General features: G+C 62.8%; 16 protein-coding genes and 1 tRNA gene. 7 read left to right on the top strand and 10 right to left on the bottom strand.

Features of this window, described 5'->3' with window-relative positions; genetic code table 11:
• Window positions 1–4 precede the first annotated feature (4 nt).
• Together P0Y65_19955 and P0Y65_19950 are read left to right on the top strand one after the other, a co-directional pair.
• Window positions 5–508: a hypothetical protein gene (locus P0Y65_19955; protein WEK04419.1), complete on the top strand. Its 504-nt coding sequence runs from the start codon at window positions 5–7 to the stop codon at window positions 506–508.
• Complete coding sequence (locus tag P0Y65_19950; GenBank protein ID WEK04418.1) at window positions 505–879, top strand: DUF1304 domain-containing protein; 375 nt, start codon at window positions 505–507, stop codon at window positions 877–879. The genes P0Y65_19955 and P0Y65_19950 overlap by 4 nt, the downstream gene beginning before the upstream one ends.
• Here P0Y65_19950 and P0Y65_19945 read toward each other — a convergent pair.
• Complete coding sequence (locus P0Y65_19945) at window positions 876–2264, bottom strand: M20/M25/M40 family metallo-hydrolase (protein WEK04417.1); 1389 nt, start codon at window positions 2262–2264, stop codon at window positions 876–878. The genes P0Y65_19950 and P0Y65_19945 overlap by 4 nt on opposite strands.
• A gap of 123 nt (window positions 2265–2387) precedes the next feature.
• On the opposite strand from P0Y65_19945, the gene P0Y65_19940 reads away from it, so the two are divergent.
• Complete coding sequence (locus P0Y65_19940; GenBank protein ID WEK04416.1) at window positions 2388–3158, top strand: FadR/GntR family transcriptional regulator; 771 nt, start codon at window positions 2388–2390, stop codon at window positions 3156–3158.
• On the opposite strand, the gene P0Y65_19935 is transcribed toward P0Y65_19940, so the two are convergent.
• The 9 genes from P0Y65_19935 to P0Y65_19895 all read right to left on the bottom strand — a co-directional run bounded on the left by P0Y65_19935 (window position 3159) and on the right by P0Y65_19895 (window position 12646).
• A complete protein-coding gene (locus tag P0Y65_19935; GenBank protein WEK04415.1) occupies window positions 3159–3689 on the bottom strand; it encodes an invasion associated locus B family protein in 531 nt (176 codons plus the stop codon).
• A 2-nt stretch (window positions 3690–3691) separates the two neighbouring features.
• On the bottom strand, window positions 3692–4555 hold the full coding sequence (locus P0Y65_19930) for a ChaN family lipoprotein (GenBank protein ID WEK04414.1): 864 nt from the start codon (window positions 4553–4555) through the stop codon (window positions 3692–3694).
• Window positions 4552–5226: a hypothetical protein gene (locus P0Y65_19925; protein ID WEK04413.1), complete on the bottom strand. Its 675-nt coding sequence runs from the start codon at window positions 5224–5226 to the stop codon at window positions 4552–4554. The genes P0Y65_19930 and P0Y65_19925 overlap by 4 nt, the downstream gene beginning before the upstream one ends.
• A complete protein-coding gene (locus P0Y65_19920) occupies window positions 5223–6929 on the bottom strand; it encodes an SbmA/BacA-like family transporter (protein WEK04412.1) in 1707 nt (568 codons plus the stop codon). The genes P0Y65_19925 and P0Y65_19920 overlap by 4 nt, the downstream gene beginning before the upstream one ends.
• 98 nt (window positions 6930–7027) lie before the next feature.
• Complete coding sequence (locus tag P0Y65_19915; GenBank protein ID WEK04411.1) at window positions 7028–9352, bottom strand: TonB-dependent hemoglobin/transferrin/lactoferrin family receptor; 2325 nt, start codon at window positions 9350–9352, stop codon at window positions 7028–7030.
• 189 nt (window positions 9353–9541) lie between these two features.
• A tRNA-Ala gene (locus P0Y65_19910) sits at window positions 9542–9617 on the bottom strand.
• Between the two features lie 55 nt (window positions 9618–9672).
• The gene (locus tag P0Y65_19905) at window positions 9673–10686 is read right to left on the bottom strand and encodes an aldehyde reductase (protein WEK04410.1); all 1014 of its coding nucleotides are present in this window, start codon (window positions 10684–10686) and stop codon (window positions 9673–9675) included.
• Between the two features lie 143 nt (window positions 10687–10829).
• The gene (locus P0Y65_19900) at window positions 10830–11714 is read right to left on the bottom strand and encodes a sugar kinase (protein WEK04409.1); all 885 of its coding nucleotides are present in this window, start codon (window positions 11712–11714) and stop codon (window positions 10830–10832) included.
• A complete protein-coding gene (locus P0Y65_19895) occupies window positions 11711–12646 on the bottom strand; it encodes a pseudouridine-5'-phosphate glycosidase (protein ID WEK04408.1) in 936 nt (311 codons plus the stop codon). The genes P0Y65_19900 and P0Y65_19895 overlap by 4 nt, the downstream gene beginning before the upstream one ends.
• A 430-nt stretch (window positions 12647–13076) precedes the next feature.
• Here P0Y65_19895 and P0Y65_19890 point away from each other — a divergent pair, with 430 nt between their 5' ends.
• The 4 genes from P0Y65_19890 to P0Y65_19875 all read left to right on the top strand — a co-directional run bounded on the left by P0Y65_19890 (window position 13077) and on the right by P0Y65_19875 (window position 17208).
• The gene (locus P0Y65_19890) at window positions 13077–14159 is read left to right on the top strand and encodes a polyamine ABC transporter substrate-binding protein (protein ID WEK04407.1); all 1083 of its coding nucleotides are present in this window, start codon (window positions 13077–13079) and stop codon (window positions 14157–14159) included.
• Window positions 14160–14292: 133 nt separating this feature from the next.
• A complete protein-coding gene (potA, locus tag P0Y65_19885; GenBank protein ID WEK04406.1) occupies window positions 14293–15441 on the top strand; it encodes a polyamine ABC transporter ATP-binding protein in 1149 nt (382 codons plus the stop codon).
• Window positions 15438–16391 (top strand): ABC transporter permease subunit, encoded by a 954-nt coding sequence (locus P0Y65_19880; protein ID WEK04405.1) that lies wholly within the window; start codon window positions 15438–15440, stop codon window positions 16389–16391. The genes potA and P0Y65_19880 overlap by 4 nt, the downstream gene beginning before the upstream one ends.
• A 1-nt stretch (window position 16392) precedes the next feature.
• Complete coding sequence (locus tag P0Y65_19875; GenBank protein WEK04404.1) at window positions 16393–17208, top strand: ABC transporter permease subunit; 816 nt, start codon at window positions 16393–16395, stop codon at window positions 17206–17208.
• Window positions 17209–17293: the final 85 nt, after the last annotated feature.

Raw genomic sequence — 17293 nt, 5'->3', positions numbered from 1 at the left:
GCCCATGAAGCCCTTGCTCGCCGCCGCCACTGCCGCCCTGCTGATCGCCACCCCGGCCATCGCCGATGGCAAGGTCTATGTGCAATTGCCCGACCTCTCCTCCTACACCGAGCACCGCGCCGAGGAGTTTCTCTATCAGGTCGTTCTGGCCAATGTGGTCTCCTCCAATTGCACCGGCTTTGAGGTAACCGAGGCCGAATGGTCGCTGCTGACCGATTCCGCCGACCTTTTGGCCTATGGTCAGCTCAAGCTTTCCACCGACGACTATGATTCCATCTTCTACGACCAGGCCTTCGCCGCCCTGGACGAAGCCAATACCTGCGAGGTGGAAGGTCCGGGCGTTGAAAGCGTGCTTGAGGAACTGGTCTTCCAGGGCGGTTCGCGCGATCCCCTACCCGACCAGGAAGCCGCCTATACCGAGTGGCGCGCGCTGATGGATAGGCTACAAGCGGATGCAGATGCGGCTCAGACCGATGCGCCCGCTAGCGGAAAGACCAAGACCAAATGAACCTTATCGCCGTCATTCTCGTCGCCGCAATCGCCCTGCTCCACGTCTACATCATGATCCTCGAGATGTTTCTGTGGACCGGCCCGCGCGGCCAGAAGGCTTTTGGCCTGACGGCGGATTTTGCTGAAAAGACCAAGGCTCTGGCGGCCAATCAGGGCCTCTACAACGGCTTCCTCGCCGCCGGCCTCATCTGGTCGATCCTTCATCCCCAGCCGCAATTCGGCTGGCAGATCGCGGTCTTTTTTCTCACCTGTGTCGCCGTTGCCGGCATTTTTGGCGCGGCGACGGCCAGCCGGAAGATTCTGTTCATCCAGACCCTCCCGGCTGTCATCGCCCTTGTCGCAGTGATCCTGCTCCCGATCGCTGGCTAGCCAGCCAGCGATGCCAGCACCCGCACCCAGCTGCGGATGCCGCGGTGGTAGCTGTCGAGATCATATTTCTCGTTTGGCGAATGGATCTGGTCGTCCAGTTGGGCAAAGCCGATCAGCAGCGTATCGAGTCCAAGAATGCGCTTGAAATCGCCCACCACCGGGATCGAGCCGCCCGCGCCCGTGATCACCGCTTGCTTGCCCCATTCAGCCGACAGTCCCGCCAGCGCCTGGCGCAACTGCACGCCGTCGTCCGGCACTGTGATCGCCGGCGAACCACCATGCTCATGGAAGGTCACCGAGCAATCGGCCGGGACCAGCGCTTCCACATGCTTGCGGAACGCGGCGCGGATCTTTTCCGGCTGCATGCCCGAAACCAGGCGGAAGGAAATCTTGGCGCTGGCCTTGGCCGGAATGACCGTCTTGAAGCCGTCGCCAGTATAACCACCGGTCATGCCATTGATTTCGCAGGTCGGCCGCGCCCAGAGCATTTCCAGCACCGAGCGGGACTGTTCCCCGGCGGGAACCGACAGCCCCGCTTCGCCCAGGAACGCCTGTTCGTCAAAACCAAGTCCCGCCCATTGCGCCTTGAGCTCGGGCGAAATCTCGGCCACATCGTCGTAAAATCCGGGCACCGTCACCGAACCATCGGGCGCCCTGAGACTGGCGATGATGTCGGCCAGCACCTGGTTGGCATTGCGCGCCGCATTGCCGAACATGCCCGAATGCAGGTCCTTGTTGGCACAGGTGACCACCACCTCTTCCGCCACCAGCCCGCGCAGCATTGTGGTGATCGACGGCGTCTCGCGGTCCCACATGTCGGTATCGCAGACCAGCGCGATATCGGCGGCACCCAGCTCGTCCCGATGCGCCTCCATGAAGGGCGGCAGGTTCTTGCCGCCGCTTTCTTCCTCGCCTTCCAGCATCAGGCTGACCTTGACCGGCAGCGAACCCGCCACCTGCTTCCAGGCCCGGCAGGCCTCGATGAAGGTCAGCATCTGCCCCTTGTCGTCCGAAGCCCCGCGCGCCACGATGATCTTGCGTCCATTGGCGTCGGTCTTGAGCTGCGGCTCGAAGGGGTCCGAATGCCAGAGTTCGACCGGATCGACCGGTTGCACGTCGTAATGGGCATAGAACAGCACATGCGGCCCCGCCTGATCCGGCCCATGCGCCACCACCACCGGATGGCCTGCCGTCGCCCGCGCCGACGCGTCAAATCCGAGGCCTTGCAGCTCGCCGACGATCCAGTCCGCCGCTTTCTGGCATTCCTGGGCATAGGCTGGGTCGGTCGAGATGGACTTGATGCGCAACAGCGCATAGAGGCGTTCGAGACTCTGTTCGAGCCCGGCATCCACGCTGGCAAGAACGGCATCGATCTGGTCGGTCATAGGCTAACTCCTTTGGCGCTACCCACATCAAATGCCGGCGCCGCTGTCCAGTCCGCGAGGCTGCTGAAATATTGTAATACTTTTGGTGCCATGCTTAGGTCAGGCCCAACAAAAGGGGGGCTCATGGCCACGCGGCATGAACAGGACAACAGCAGGGGCGATCTGATCGCTTCAATCGCCGGTCGCGTTCCCTCGCGCAATCTGCATTCGCTGGTTCTCGGCCAACTGGGCGCCGCCATCGTGCGCGGCGACTATGCGGAAGGCGCGATCCTCCCCTCCGACACCGAATTGCTCGCCCGCTTTTCCGTTTCTCGCACCGTGCTGCGCGAAGCGCTGAAGACGCTGGCCGCCAAGGGCATGATCGAGGCCCGCGCCCGCATCGGCACCCGCGTCCTGCCGCGCCAGCGCTGGAATCTTTTCGATGCCGATGTGTTGGCCTGGCATTTCGAAGCCGGCCCCGATGTCGATTTCCTGCGCAGCGTCGCCGAAGTGCGCATCGGCATTGAACTCGAATCGGCAGCCCTTGCCGCCGAGCGCCGCACCCAGGCACAGGCTGATCACCTTGTTGCCCTGGCCGACGCCATGGGCGAAGCCACGACAGCTGAGGAATTCGCCCGTGCCGATCTCGCCTTCCACCGCGCCGTGGCCGAAGCGGCCAGCAATCCCTTCATGGCCTCGATCAGCGCCCTGGTGGAAGTGGCCCTGACCGCCGTCTTCACCATCAGCTCACCGGTCGCCAACAAGGCCAAGCTCGAGGAAACCGCTGCCAACCACGGCGCCATCGCCGAGGCCATTCGCGCGCAGAACGTGGAAGCCGCCCGCGACACCATGCGCGCCGTGATCAGCGACGGCTTTGCCCGCTCTGCCGAACGCCTGGAGCGGGCCGGAGCCTGATCAAAGCGACAGTTCGACAGACCTGTTGGCCGCCCGGGCAAAACCGGCCAGCGACACCTTGAGCTCGACCGGTTCCGAACCCTTCATGCCGCTGCCGCGAACGATCATCTCAGTCCCCGCCCGCAGCGCGCTGACCTGGCTGGCGTCAAAAGCGACCGGAACCAGGCACCCGCTACTGACGCAGGTGAGGAAAGGCAGCGTCTCGCCGACCGCCGTGCCGTCCACGCTGAGCTGCACGCCATCGGCAAGACGCAGGCCAAAGGGCAACAGCATCATGCCCTCAACCTTGTCGATCGCCGGCGTGGCTAACTCGAGCGAGAACACCGGCTGTCCGGATTGCGAACTGGCCAGCGTCTGCGCCATCACGCAGAGCTTGCCGGTCTCCTCGACACGGCAAGACACCGTCCAGTCGCCATGCTCCTCATTGAGCGACCGGGCACCGCCAGGCAGGCCGGAAGCGCTGTCCTGAGCGATCGAGGGAACGGCAAGTGTAAGGCCGATGGCCAGGGTTAGCAGGGGCAGATTACGCATGATCAGAACTCTTGGATAGGTTTGCGGGAGAGGCGCTCGGCGCGCTCCGGTGGTCCGGGCAGGCGGAAGACGGCATCGCCGATGCCGCCCATCTCCTGTGAGAAAACTGGCTCGTCCGACGGCAGCAGCACGGCTGTGTCATCAACGCCAAGCTCGGCAAGCTGGAACGGCGTGCCATGGCGATAGTCCATATGCCCGCGTCCGATGATGCCCAGGATCAGACCCGCGCGCTGCGATGCAAGACCCTTGGCGATATTGCAGGCAAAGGCCCGGTCCCACGTCTGCTGCGCACGCACGAAGCGGTCAAAAGCTGGATCCTGCGGCCCGGCAACCGACCGCTCGCCGCGCCCGCCACCAGTGATTGCAAACAGGTGCTGGCGGTGCGCTGCGCTGGCCGGAACAGCCGGGGTCAGGCCATCGCGCTCGGCCTCAGGAATGGCGTCCCAGCCCTCCTTGCCCACCCGCGTCACTAGCGGCCGCTCGCAGTTGAGCGCCAGCATGGGCAACCGGTTCTCGCGGCAGAAATGGAACAGCGGCAGATAGAGCGCCGGATCGAAGCGCCAGACCGTCTCCCACTCCGCCTGTTCAAGGAAACTTGGCACGTCCAGCGCGCCATCCACCCAGCGATCCAGCACCGGCTGGCAACGCAGGGGAAACATCTCGAACCCCAGGGCAATATCGGTGCGATGCGCCAGAAGGCCGGCACAGACATGCAATTGCCAGCGATGGATATCATAGCGGTCATGCGTTTCGCCCAGCAGCACGACGCGCCGCTGCGCCATGTGCACCATCAGGGACGCGTGGTCCAGCACCGCGCCAGTCTCGCCGTCGAGCCAGGTTCCCGGTGCCTGCGCAATCCCGCTCATGCCTGCGCAGACACGAGATAAAGCCCGGTTTCCTTGCCCTGCGCATCCAGTGCCGCACCATCGCGCCACGCGGCAACGCTGCCACCCAACAGGTGCAGATGAAAATCCTCGCGCATGACATTGATGAAGCCCATAGCCGGCTTGACGCTTTCGACCACGCCCGACCATTGCTGCTCAAAACCTGGCCGGATAAAGCGGATCGTCACCTGCCCTGCATTGTCCAGCGCCTGGCGCAGCGGCTGCGCACCAACGTCCTCAGGCGTCGCTTCATCGCGTTGCGGCCGCGGCTCCTTGTCCTTTTCTGGCAGGGCCTCGCCGGCGCCGAGCGAGGCTAGCGCAGCGTCGAAAGGCTCGATATCGGCAAAGCCGACCACGCTGAACAGCACCACTTCGCCTGCGTGAAAGTCGATGCGTGGATAGGTCTTGCCCTGCATAACGCTCGACCGGTCAACCAGGACGCGGGAGATCACGGAAGGATCGATCCGGCTGTCGTGACAGTCGCCACCACACACCAGCCAGCCCGCATCTTCCGTGACCGTCTCGATCGTCCCGATCCGCTCGTGGGTCGCGCCATTCTGCTTGGCCGTGATCATCAGGTTGCCCATGGCGGGCAGGCGACGGATCACCTCCGCAGGCGCCACATGGAGGATTTCGCGAATGGGAGACGTCATGCAGGTAGGCCTTGCTGTATGAAGGGAGATGGTTTGGTGGACGCGGACCTGCCCAGATCCACGATGCGCATTCGGCCCAATCCCTTGGGTTCCCGGTGCGAGACAATGACGAAGCTCGTGTCGGCCAACTCGCGCCGCAGCATGCCCAGAAGCTCTGCCTCTGCTGCACTGTCCAGGGCGGAAGTCGGCTCGTCGAGCAATGCCCATTGTGGCCGATGGATCAGCAGGCGCGCCAGCATGACGCGTTGTTGCTCGCCACCCGACAGGCCATGGCCAACCATCGTATCGGAGCGTCCAAACTCCAGATTCGCAGCGTCGCCGAGGCCAACTTTGGCCAGCACAGCATCCAGCTCGGCAGCGGAGAAATCGTTTTTGCTGCGCGGATAGGCGAGCGCATCGTGAATGTCCCCGATCGGGAAATACGGGCGTTGCGCCAGGAAGATCATCGAGGCACGCGGCGCAGCAACCTGCCCCGTGCCATGCGGCCACAGCCCGGCCAGCGTTTTCATCAGCGTGGTCTTGCCAAGACCGGACGCCCCACACAGCCAGACGTTTTCGCCATGCCTGACAGAAAGGTCAGCAATGGTGAGCAGCCCCTCTCCGCTGGGCGATGTCAGGGCAAGGTCCCTAACTTCGAGTACATCACTCGCTGCGTCACGCAATTCGATGCCGCGTCCCACCCGACCCGCGGCCTTTGCTGCCTCGAGGAAATTGTCGAGGCGCGATGAGGCGGCGACCAGATCGGACAGGTCGCGATAGGAAAACACGAACCAGGAAAGACTGGTCACCACATTGGAAAAGGCCATGGTGAGCGACATGAGCCCACCGAAAGCAACATGGCCTGCCAAATAGCCGGGAAGCGCGACAAAGAGCGGGATGCGTAGCACTGTGCTGGAATAGGGAAAGGTGAAGCAGGTCAGGATCAGCTCGCGATTGATCAGCTTGCGCCAGTTCAAGATGATCGCATCGAAGCGCGCATTGAACACCCCACGCTCCGCCTGTTCGCCTGCGGAAAGGGCCACCTCGTCGTAGTTGAGACGCAGGCGCGCCAGCGCGAAGCGGAAATTGGCCTCGCGACGCTGCTGCTCGACCAGCAGCCCCTTGAGCGGATAGCCCAGCACATGCACCATCACGCTGCACAGCGCGACATAGAGGAAAGCCGCCCAGACCATGTAATTGGGGATTTCCCAGGACAGCCCGACAGGGGCTAGCGACAGCGGAAAACTGGCGAGGCTCCACAACAGCACGATATAAGAGAAGAGGCCAGCTACCCGGCCGATCAGGTCAAGCGCTTCGCTGAGCACCTTCTCGATGAAAAACTTGCAGTCTTCGGCGATGCGCTGGTCCGGATTGTCCACCGGCTGGCCATTCGGGCCGACACCCATGTCGGTATTGGCAAGGTGCCAATAGGCACGGTTGTGCATCCAGATATCGAGCGCGCCCTGCGTCAGGGTACGGCGCCACCGCATCTGCAGCATTTTGCGCAGATAGAGCCCGACAAGATGAAGCGACACATTGGCCGCGACGATGATGAAGAAGACGCCAACCTGGGCAACCGCCTCGCCGCCATTCATGGCCTCGAGCGCGCCGTAGAAGTCGCCATTCCACTGCACCAGGCGAATGGAGACGGCGATGGCGACAAAGTCGAGTGCGACAATGCCGATGAAAAAGATGATGCCGATCCTGCCGCCAGGGCCGGACATGCACAGCTTCAACAAACGCCAGAACTGGGTCAACAAACGAGACATCATCACACTCCGTCAGGAAGAAGGACGCCCGAAGGCGTCCTTCCCGCATGGGATCAGAACTTTACGGTTGTCCCGACCTTGAAGGTCCGCCCCGCACCCACCTGTGCCTCCAGCGGATTGACGCCAGCCACGCTCGAACTTGCCGTCTCCGCATAACCGGTCAGCGTGTTGGGGTAGTATTTGGTGTCGAAGATGTTCTGGACGCCGAAGTTGATCTCGACATTCTCGTTGGGCTTCCAGGTCGCATAGCCATCGACCAGGGCGTATCCATCGGGCTTGAAGGCCGCAGGATCGGCACGCTCGGTCACCCCGGACGCCAGCGTGGTCAGCAGTTCGAACTCCAGCCCATGCTCGGGCATTTCGTAGCGCAGCCCGAGCACCGCCGTCAGCGGCACTGCACCATCGAATGGCGTTGTTGCTGCGGTGGAGTTGACCTGTTGCGTACCGCGCTGCCAGCTGACATTGGCCGTTGCGAAGATGTTCTCGTAGAACTCATATTCGCCGCCGATCTCGACCCCGTAGAGCTCGACATTCTCGACATTGTCCGACCAATACTGCGACCACACACCAGTGCCGGCATTGTAGGTCGCCGTAGGGGTCGGCTGCAGGCTGCGGATGAAGTTGCTGTATTTGGAATAAAAGCCCGAAACCGAGAACCAGCCCTGCTCGAACTCGCCGCGCAGGCCGACTTCGTAATTCTTCACCGATTCCGGCTTCAGCCCGAGGTTGGGCACGATCTCGGTGTCGTTGAGCGCTGCCACCGACGAAGTGTTGGACTGGAACAGCTGCTGCGAACTGGGCATTTTAAAGCCCTCGCCATAGGCAGCATAGACCGAATATTCGTCGGTCAGCTGGTACTGAAGCGACAGCTTCTTGATCAGCTCCGAGCTGCTGATCTCTTCCGGGGAATAGCCGGCAAGGCTGGCGTATGCGCTATCAGGCGTGATCTGGTAATTGGCCCAACGCACGCCCGGCGTAATGGTCAGCCGGTCGTCGAAAGCCTTGATTTCGTCCTGGATATAGAGGTCGGCCCGGACGGTCTCGGATTTCGGAAACGAAAAGCCCTGGTTATCGACGATAGTCGTGACATTGGTGTCCGACCGCCAGGTCTCATTGCGCCCTTCGTAGTTGGTGCGCGTGAAATCGCCGTCGAAACCGTAGGTCAGCGTATGGAATGTCGGGCCAGCCTCGAACGAGGACGTCAGCTGCAGGTCGGCCTCATAGAATGTCTCGCCATAGTCGCGCAGCTGATAAACCGTCTGCGTCCGGGCAGCATAGGTCCGGTAGGACGTGCTTTCCGTCACGCGGCGCTGTGGCGAAACGCTCAGCTGCCAGTTGACGCTGTCGAGCCAGGGCGCATCGACTTGCCAGTCATGTTCCACGGCGAGGCGATAGCGCTCCATGTCCAGTTCGCGCGGATAGGCATTGCTGGTATAGCCGCCAAGCGCCGCGCTTGAATCCCAGATCTGCTCGATGACCGTGTTGCGATCAAAGAACTCGCCAGTCAGCGTGATCTCATGATCGTCGCTGGGTGTCGCAACCACCTTGACCAGGCCATTGTAGGCGCTGGTGTCGGCCGGGAAGAGTTCGTTGCAGCGGAAATAACTCGGACGCGGGCAGAGGCCCCATGGGCCGCCATCCGGATCGCCATTGGTCGCTTCCCGCTCGGTAGACGACAGGTGGCCGAAGCTGCCCAGCACCTGCACCGCGCCAAAGTCATAGGCGCCGGTGATCTGCTTGCGCCAGCTATTGTCATAGCTGTCGAAAGCCGTCCGGATTTCGACGGCCCAGGGCTTTTCCGAACCGTCCAGCAGGTCGGCCGGATCACGCGTCCGCATGGCCACGGTGCCGCCTAGCGCATCGGCGCCCCACAGCACCGAATTGGGTCCGCGCACCAGTTCCACCGCCTGCAGGTTCCAGGTGTCAATGAAATCGCGGCTGCCGTCCGTAATGCGTTCCTGGATGCGCGAGCCATCCACCATCATCAGCACGCGATTGCCGCCCATGCCGCGGATGGTGAAACTGTTGAGCTGGCCCCAGGGATTGGTGATCGAGGTTTGCCGATCCACCGCAATACCGGGCTCGTAGCGCACCAGATCCTGCATGTCGCGCACCACATGCGTCTCGATATCGTCGCTGCTGATAACGGTGACCGTGGCCGGCACATCGAGGACCCGCTTGGAATTGCGCGTCGACGAGATCACCAGGCGCTCCAGCAGCGTCACCTGCGTGTTCGAGAGCTGTGTGGCTTCTTGCCCCTGCACCACGCCCGGCAGGCCGAAGCCTGCCAGAACTGTAGCTCCAAGCAAAATCGCCCGCGCAGAAAGGCGCAGTGGATGACGCGCTGCGTCAGCCACCGGCAAGCGGTGTCGTTCCATGATTACCCCAAAGAAGTTGAATGCGGGGCTGGCTGGAAATCGGCACTGGCTGGCTACGCGGTGCCGGAGTGATAATTAAACTGACTTTTGTAGTCAAGAATTCCTCCACAATTTTTCACAATTGTGGCGGGCCTTTGCAAAACGACGTTCGCGCGCGTAGCGCGGATAGCGAGTGCGGCTTCATCGGAATGGTGGAGCTGAGCGGGATCGAACCGCTGACCTCGTCATTGCGAACGACGCGCTCTCCCAACTGAGCTACAGCCCCGTTCCGACCGCAAAAGATATGGACGCTATCCTCGGCGAGAACAAGGGGGACGCGCCTAGACCAACCCGTGCTCGACAAGGCTCCGCGCCGTGGCGATGGCCGAGTCTGGCGTTGACACCAGCGGTCGTCCCAACCGTTCAACGCCGCGGCGGCCGTCGACGCGCTTCATCCGGCCCATTTCGTGCATATTGCCGCGGATATCGCGGTCGAACAGGGCGACGAGGCGAATGAGCCAACTGGGCAGTTCCGCCGTCGGCACGCGCCGATCCGGGAAAGCCGGCTTGAGCATGTGGCCCAATTCGCTCATCCAATAGGTGCCTTCCGAGGCAATGCAGCGCTGGCCGCCTGCGTCGGGATTGGTCATGGCATCGACATGCAATGCCGCCACGTCGCGCACATCCACCGTCGACATCGGCAGCTTGGGCACGGCCGGCAGCTTGCCGTCCATCAGCCGCCGCACCAAGACCGACGACGTGCCCGGATCTTCGTCGAGCAGCGGCCCGAGGATGGCCGCAGGATTGATCACCGCAAGGTCGTCATGCCGGCCCGCCGCATCCATCAGCCGCCAGGCCTCGCGCTCGGCCAGGGTTTTGGACTGCGGATAGGCGCCAGTGGTCGGGCTCCCGACATTGGTCCAGTCCGCCTCGGTAAAGCTGCGGGATATATCGTCATGGCCATATTGAATGGCGGCAATCGACGAGGTCAGCACCACGCGCTCGACCTCGGCAACGAGTGCCGCCTCGATGGCGCGCCGCGTGCCGTCGACGGCCGGTCGGATCAGCTCGTCGGGATGTTTGGGCGTCTCCAGCACGAAGGGCGAGGCGGTATGCTGCAGGTAGCGGATACCCGTCATGGCCTCGGCCCAGCCCGCATCATCGAGCAGGTCGAGCGCCACGAAGTCGAGCCGGCCGACATCGGCGCCGGCCTTGGCCAGCGTCTCGCGCACCTTGTCGGCTTTGGACAGGCTGCGGATACTGCCGCGCACGTCATAGCCCGCATTGAGCAATTGCAGGGCGACATGGCCGCCAAGAAAGCCGGAGATCCCGGTGACAAGGACGCGATCAGACATGATGAGCTCCTGTATGGTCTGTCAGACTTAGGGAGCCAGCAGGTGTTTTGCCAGAGGACCTGCCAAAGCGCCGCCTGAACCCGGATGCACGAGCCCATTATGCGGCAGGCGCGTTGGGCGGGGAAACCTCTGGTGCCGCCAGCCTAAACCGGTTGCCCACCAATGCTTTGCACGGCCTTGGCACCCGAGGAAATGGCCCGCGCCAGCGCCTCCGCCTCGTCCATTCCGCTGAGCCGTGCCGCAATGAACCCCGCAGCGAAGGCATCGCCCGCCCCTGTCGTATCGACCACATGGACCTGCTGTGCCGGCAATTCCACCCGCACGCCATCCCGTCCGCCCACGGCTGCCCCCTGCGCCCCGCGCTTGAGCACCACGGTCTCGTAATGTGCCCCCAGCGCCCTGACCTGGGCGAGGGCACCCGTGACGCCGGTCAGCGCCTCGGCCTCGCTCTCATTGGCAAAGATCGTCGTCGCTGTCGCCGTCCAGTCGAGGAAATTGGCGATGCCCACTTCGACCAGAAAGCCGACCGACGCCGGGTCGACGGCCACGGCGATATTGCGGGCTCGCGCCGCCTCAAACAGCGCCTGCACCGCCGCCCGCGGTCCAGGCGCAAACAGGCTATAGCCCGAAACCATCACCATGCCGACCTCGTCGAGCAGGCTCTCGTCGAGATCCCCGGCGCAAAGATTGAGATTGGCGCCGCGATCGGTCAGAAAACTCCGCTCGCCATCGGGATCGACAATGGTCACCAGCACGCCCGAGGGCTGTTCCCGGTCGCCGGCCAGCACAGGCACCACGCCAAGCCCGCGAAAATAGTTCTCATAGGTTGGCTTGTCGTCCATGCCGACGCGGGCAGCAAACACCACCTCGGCCTCCATCGCCCCCAGCCATACCGCCTGGTTGGCACCGGAGCCGCCGGGCCGGCTGCGCACTTTGGCCCGCCGGTCGCTCCCCTTGACGATCGGTCCTTCCGGCATGACGATGACATCGGTCATCACATCGCCGACCACGAGAACCCGTGCACTCATGCGCGGCGGGTCGCCTGGCGCGCCGCCAGCGCCACCGCGATCTGCGACGCCACCTTGGCGTTGTTTTCCACCAGGGCGATATTGGCGACCAGCGACTTGCCTTCGGTCAGCTCGAAAATGCGGTTGAGCAGGAACGGGGTCAGCGCCTTGCGCGACACGCCTTCCTGTTCGGCGCCACGGATCGCTTCGGCAATGCGCGCCTCGATGGCGGCAGGGTCGAGCGCATCCTGCTCCGGGATCGGATTGGCAACCAGCACGCCGCCCATGCCCAGGTCACCCTGCATGGCGACGACCTTGGCAATATCTGCCGCATCATCGAAACGGTGATCCACCTTGTAGCCGCTCTGCCGCGCCCAGAAGGCCGGGAAATCGTCGGTGCCATAGCCCAGTACCGGCACGCCATTGGTTTCGAGCACTTCGAGCGTCTTGGCGATGTCGAGGATCGACTTGGCACCGGCACAGACCACGCAGACCGGCGTGCGGCTCAGCTCTTCGAGATCCGCCGAAATATCGAACGTATCCTCGGCGCCGCGATGCACGCCACCAATGCCGCCCGTGGCAAACACATGAATGCCCGCCAGCGCGGCGATCTGCATTGTCGTCGCCACGGTCGTGCCGGCGATCTCGCCCTTGACCAGCAGAGAGGACACATCGCGCCGGCTGGCCTTGGCGGCAGTGCCACCGGTCTGGGCCAGGCGCTCAAGATCCTCGCCCGAAACGCCGACGCAGAAGCGCCCATCCATGATAGCGATGGTCGCCGGGACCGCGCCATTATCGCGGATCACCTTTTCCACATTGGTCGCCATGGCAAGGTTCTGCGGATAGGGCATGCCATGGGTGATGATGGTCGATTCCAGCGCCACCACCGGCTTGCCTTCGGCCAGCGCCTTTTTGACTTCGGGGCTGACAGACAGATAGGCCTTGGCGCTCATGGTTTTACTCGCTCATGCAGAAGGATTTTGAGGTCTTTCCGACCCCGTTTGCGGCGGGTTTTGCGCTTGATTGCCGCAAGGCGTCAAGCCTTAAGAAAACTTGCCTTGCGGCGCTTGTCCCGTGGAAATTTTGGCTCTAGGTTGCCCCCACAGACTCCAGCGTGGAAAGGGCACTTCGCTGCAGACCATCATTGTTGATCGCGCCCCGGGCGACGATCGATATACGCCCCGACCCGGGGCTCAGCCAGCCGATAGCCCCAGCGCTTTTGAGCGCTTTCTTTCTGTACCAGCGATTCAGGACCGTTCTGCAGCGGGCACTCCAAGATGAGCGCCTCGCACTGACCGTTCGCGCCTTTCGGCGCATCCAAAATGCCGCCCGGACATTCGGGCTGCTAGAAAACCAAGAAACCACCCCGACAGGAGCCATCAGATGAAGCCGTCGCTCGCCCTTGCCATTGGCGCCCTTCTCGTTGCCAGCCCAGCGCTGGCCCAGGAAGAGCCCGTTCTGAACGTATACAACTGGTCCGACTATATTGCCGAGGACACCATTGCCAATTTCGAGGCAGAGACCGGCATCAAGGTCAATTACGACGTCTATGACAACAACGAGATCGTCGATGCCAAGCTGCTCGCCGGCTCCTCGGGCTATGACATCGTCGTCCCCTCGGGCAATTTCCTCGAACGCCAGATCAAGGCCGGCCTGATCCTGCCGCTCGACAAGGCGCAGCTCACCAACTACGCCAACCTCGATCCGGCCGCTATGGAAACCGCCGCCATTGTCGACCCCGACAATGAACACGGTATTCCCTATATGCAGAACACCATTGGCCTCGGCTACAATGTCGCCAAGGTCGCTGAGGCCCTCGGCACCGACACCCCGCCCACCAGCTGGGATCTGCTGCTCGATCCGGAGACTGTGGGCAAGCTCGCCTCCTGCGGCGTGGCCATCATGGACAGCCCTTCCGAAGTCGTCGGCACGGCGCTGCACTATCTCGGCCTTGATCCCAATTCCGAGAGCGAGGAAGACCTGGCCAAGGCCGAGGAACTGCTCAATTCCATCAAGCCGTCGGTCCGCTATTTCCACTCGTCCCAGTATATCGACGATCTGGGCAATGGCGAAATCTGCCTCGCCATGGGCTATTCGGGCGACATGTTCATCGCCGCCGATGCCGCCGCCGAAGGCACCGAAGTCTCCTACCTCATCCCTGAGGAAGGCGCACCGACGCTTTATGACTTCCTGGCCATTCCGGTCGATGCCCCGCATCCGGAAAACGCGCACAAGTTCATCAATTACATCCTCGAGCCGGAAGTCGTAGCCGCCATTTCCAACACGGTGTTCTACGCCAACCCCAACCCGGCCTCGCTCGAATTCGTCGATGCCGAGGTCAAGGACAACCCGTCCATCTATCCCTCGACCGAGACCCTGGCCAAGGGCTTCACCATGAAGGCCCACTCGCCCGAGTATGAAGAGGTGCTCACCCGCACCTGGACCCGCATCAAAACCGGGCAGTAAACGCAGATTAGGGGTGGCCACGGCCGCCCCTTTTGCCTATGGCATGCGCCAATTCACGGAGGTTTCCGGCCCTGAGGCCGGGAGCAAGATAAAACTGCGGCAGATGACCGCTGATCTAGAGTAGCAGAACGCCATGGCAAAGAAGCCCCAGATTGCCGCCGATACCCGCCCATGGCGTGACCCTGCCGCAAAGCCTTTCGTGCGCATCCGCAATGTCACCAAGAAATTCGGTGACGTTTCGGCCGTCCATGATGTCTCGCTCGATATCTACAAGTCCGAGCTCTTCTGCCTGCTCGGCGGCTCGGGTTCGGGCAAGTCGACGCTGCTGCGCATGCTCGCCGGCTTCGAGACCCCGACCTCGGGCACGATCGAGATCGACGGCCAGGACATGACCCAGGTCGCCCCCTACAATCGCCCCGTCAACATGATGTTCCAGTCCTATGCGCTCTTCCCGCATATGACCGTCGAGCAGAATGTCGCCTATGGCCTCAAGCGCGACGGCCTGCCCAAGCCGGAAATCACCGCCCGCGTCGCCGAGCTGCTGACCCTGGTCAAGCTGCAGGACTACGGCGCCCGCAAGCCGCACCAGCTCTCCGGCGGCCAGCGCCAGCGCGTCGCCCTTGCCCGCGCCCTCGCCAAGCGCCCGAAACTTCTCCTCCTCGACGAGCCGCTCGGCGCCCTCGACAAGAAGCTGCGCGAGGAAACCCAGTTCGAACTGGTCAAGATCCAGGAAACCCTGGGCGTCACCTTCATCGTCGTGACCCACGATCAGGAAGAGGCCATGTCGCTGGCCACGCGCATCGGCGTGATGAACCAGGGCGAGATCGCCATGATCGGCGAACCTACCGACATCTATGAATTCCCCAATTCCAAATTCGTCGCCAGCTTCATCGGCTCGGCCAATATGGTGGAAGGCGTGGTCACCGAGGACGAGCCGGGCCATGTCCGCATCCATTCTCCCGAACTGGGTTGCGATATCTATGTCGGCCACGGCGTCGATTGCGCCCCCGACCAGATCCTGTGGTGGGCCATTCGCCCGGAAAAACTCATGCTGAGCCGCGACAAGCCCACCAGCAAGAATGGCGCCAATGTCACGAGGGGCGTCGTGGAAGACATCGGCTACCTCGGCGACATGAGCGTCTATCAGGTGCTGCTCGACAGCGGCAAACACCTGCGCGTCACCCAGACCAACACCATGCGCGGCAATCCAGATTCCATCACCTGGGACGAAGAGGTCTATGTCACCTGGGGCGACAGCTCGGGCTCGGTGCTGACAGTATGACGACGCTTCACGATCCCTCCTTCCCGCCCCCGCGGCGACTGAAGCCCTGGAAGGCCGTCGAACGCGGCCTCGCCAAGGTCGGCATTTCCGGCAAGGCGCTGGTGCTGATCGCACCTGTCGCCTGGCTGATGATCTTCTTCGTCATTCCGCTGGCCGTGGTTTTTGGCATTTCGCTGGCCACCAAGCAGTTTGGTCGCCCGCCCTATTCGCCCCTCCTCACCACCGAGGAAGGCACGGTGCAGCTGACCCTGCATCTCAACAATTACATCCGCCTGTTCAGCGACAATCTCTATGTCGCCGCCTATCTGAGCTCGCTGCGCATCGCCGCCATCGCCACGGTCTTTACCCTGCTGATCGGCTATCCGATGGCCTACGCCATCGCCCGCGCCCCCGATCCCTGGCGCAATGTTCTGCTGATGCTGGTGGTCCTACCCTTCTTCACCTCCTTCCTTTTGCGCATCTATGCGCTGACCGGCTTCATGCGCGGCAATGGCCTCATCAACCAGTTCCTTGGCCTCTTCGGCATCGAGCCCCTGGTGATGATGCAGACCGATTTCGCCGTCTATGTCGGCCTCATCTATTCCTATCTGCCCTTCATGATCCTGCCGCTCTATACGACCCTGGTGAAGCTCGACGCCTCGCTGATCGAGGCTTCCGCCGACCTCGGCTCGCGCCCCTGGCAGACCTTCCTGTCGGTCACGCTGCCGCTCTCCTTCCCCGGCATTCTGGCCGGTTCGCTTCTGGTTTTCATTCCGGCCGTCGGCGAATTCGTCATTCCTGCGCTCCTGGGCGGTCCGGAGACCCTGATGATCGGCCGCGTGCTCTGGGACGAATTCTTCTCGGCCGCCAACTGGCCGCGCGCCGCAGCCGTCGCCGTTGCCATGCTGGCCGTGGTGGTGGTCCCGATCATGCTGCTGCAAAAGGCGCAGAACGCCGTGGTGGAGAAGTAACATGCGGCGTGGCTGGTTCCTCCCCATTACGGCAGCTCTGGGCTTTGGCTTCCTCTATGCCCCGATCATTTCCATGGTGGTCTTCTCCTTCAACGAGAACCGCCTGGTCACCGTCTGGTCGGGCTTTTCGACCAAATGGTATGGCGAACTGTTCAACGATCCGCAGATGCTGGGCGCCGCCTGGCTGAGCCTGCAGATCGCCGCCATCAGCGCCACCATTGCCTTGGTGCTCGGCACGCTCGCTGCCGTTGCCCTCGTCCGCTTCCGCAGCTTCCGCGGCCGCACGCTCTTTTCCGGCATGGTCTCGGCCCCCATGGTCATGCCCGACGTCATCACCGGCCTCTCGCTCCTGCTGCTTTTCGTCGCCATGGAGGGCATGCTGGGCTGGCCCGCCGGCCGCGGCATGCTGACCATCGTCATCGCCCATTCGACCTTCGCCATGGCCTATATCTGCGTCGTGGTGCAGTCCCGTCTGAGCGATTTCGACCGCAGCGTCGAAGAAGCCGCAATGGACCTGGGGGCCTCGCCCCTGCGCACCTTCTTCGACATTACCCTCCCCATCATCGCCCCGGCGCTGGTCTCGGGCTGGCTGCTGGGTTTCACCCTCTCGCTCGACGATCTGGTCATCGCCAGCTTCGTCTCGGGCCCGGGCTCCTCCACCCTGCCCATGGTGATTTTCTCGAAAGTCCGCCTCGGCGTCTCACCCGACGTCAATGCACTCGCCACCATCATCATCGGCATCGTCGCCACTGGTGTCCTGATCGCGACCATCATCCAGCTACGCTCCATGCCCAAGCGCCGCAAGGCCGGGCGCTAGAAGCCCAAGGCTTTGCGCGGCTACCCCGCGCAGAGCCGCCTTTTGTGACTTTGCCCGACGTGCTATTCTTCCTCGTCCTCTGAGG

The sequence above is a fragment of the Candidatus Devosia phytovorans genome, from assembly GCA_029202405.1.
In the GTDB taxonomy this organism is placed as follows: Bacteria; Pseudomonadota; Alphaproteobacteria; order Rhizobiales; family Devosiaceae; genus Devosia; species Devosia phytovorans.
Note: the sequence above shows the minus strand (reverse complement) of the source record. Positions and strands in the feature narration are given on the sequence as shown.

Coding starts and splice junctions, on each gene's coding strand:
- P0Y65_19930 (WEK04414.1), bottom strand. CDS start 4,555: ATGAGCGGGATTGCGCAGGCACCGGGAACCTGGCTCGACGGCGAGACT.
- P0Y65_19905 (WEK04410.1), bottom strand. CDS start 10,686: ATGTCTGATCGCGTCCTTGTCACCGGGATCTCCGGCTTTCTTGGCGGC.
- P0Y65_19950 (WEK04418.1), top strand. CDS start 505: ATGAACCTTATCGCCGTCATTCTCGTCGCCGCAATCGCCCTGCTCCAC.
- P0Y65_19940 (WEK04416.1), top strand. CDS start 2,388: ATGGCCACGCGGCATGAACAGGACAACAGCAGGGGCGATCTGATCGCT.
- P0Y65_19900 (WEK04409.1), bottom strand. CDS start 11,714: ATGAGTGCACGGGTTCTCGTGGTCGGCGATGTGATGACCGATGTCATC.
- P0Y65_19955 (WEK04419.1), top strand. CDS start 5: ATGAAGCCCTTGCTCGCCGCCGCCACTGCCGCCCTGCTGATCGCCACC.
- P0Y65_19895 (WEK04408.1), bottom strand. CDS start 12,646: ATGAGCGCCAAGGCCTATCTGTCTGTCAGCCCCGAAGTCAAAAAGGCG.
- P0Y65_19875 (WEK04404.1), top strand. CDS start 16,393: ATGCGGCGTGGCTGGTTCCTCCCCATTACGGCAGCTCTGGGCTTTGGC.
- P0Y65_19920 (WEK04412.1), bottom strand. CDS start 6,929: ATGTCCGGCCCTGGCGGCAGGATCGGCATCATCTTTTTCATCGGCATT.
- P0Y65_19915 (WEK04411.1), bottom strand. CDS start 9,352: ATGGAACGACACCGCTTGCCGGTGGCTGACGCAGCGCGTCATCCACTG.
- P0Y65_19890 (WEK04407.1), top strand. CDS start 13,077: ATGAAGCCGTCGCTCGCCCTTGCCATTGGCGCCCTTCTCGTTGCCAGC.
- P0Y65_19945 (WEK04417.1), bottom strand. CDS start 2,264: ATGACCGACCAGATCGATGCCGTTCTTGCCAGCGTGGATGCCGGGCTC.
- P0Y65_19880 (WEK04405.1), top strand. CDS start 15,438: ATGACGACGCTTCACGATCCCTCCTTCCCGCCCCCGCGGCGACTGAAG.
- P0Y65_19925 (WEK04413.1), bottom strand. CDS start 5,226: ATGACGTCTCCCATTCGCGAAATCCTCCATGTGGCGCCTGCGGAGGTG.
- potA (WEK04406.1), top strand. CDS start 14,293: ATGGCAAAGAAGCCCCAGATTGCCGCCGATACCCGCCCATGGCGTGAC.
- P0Y65_19935 (WEK04415.1), bottom strand. CDS start 3,689: ATGCGTAATCTGCCCCTGCTAACCCTGGCCATCGGCCTTACACTTGCC.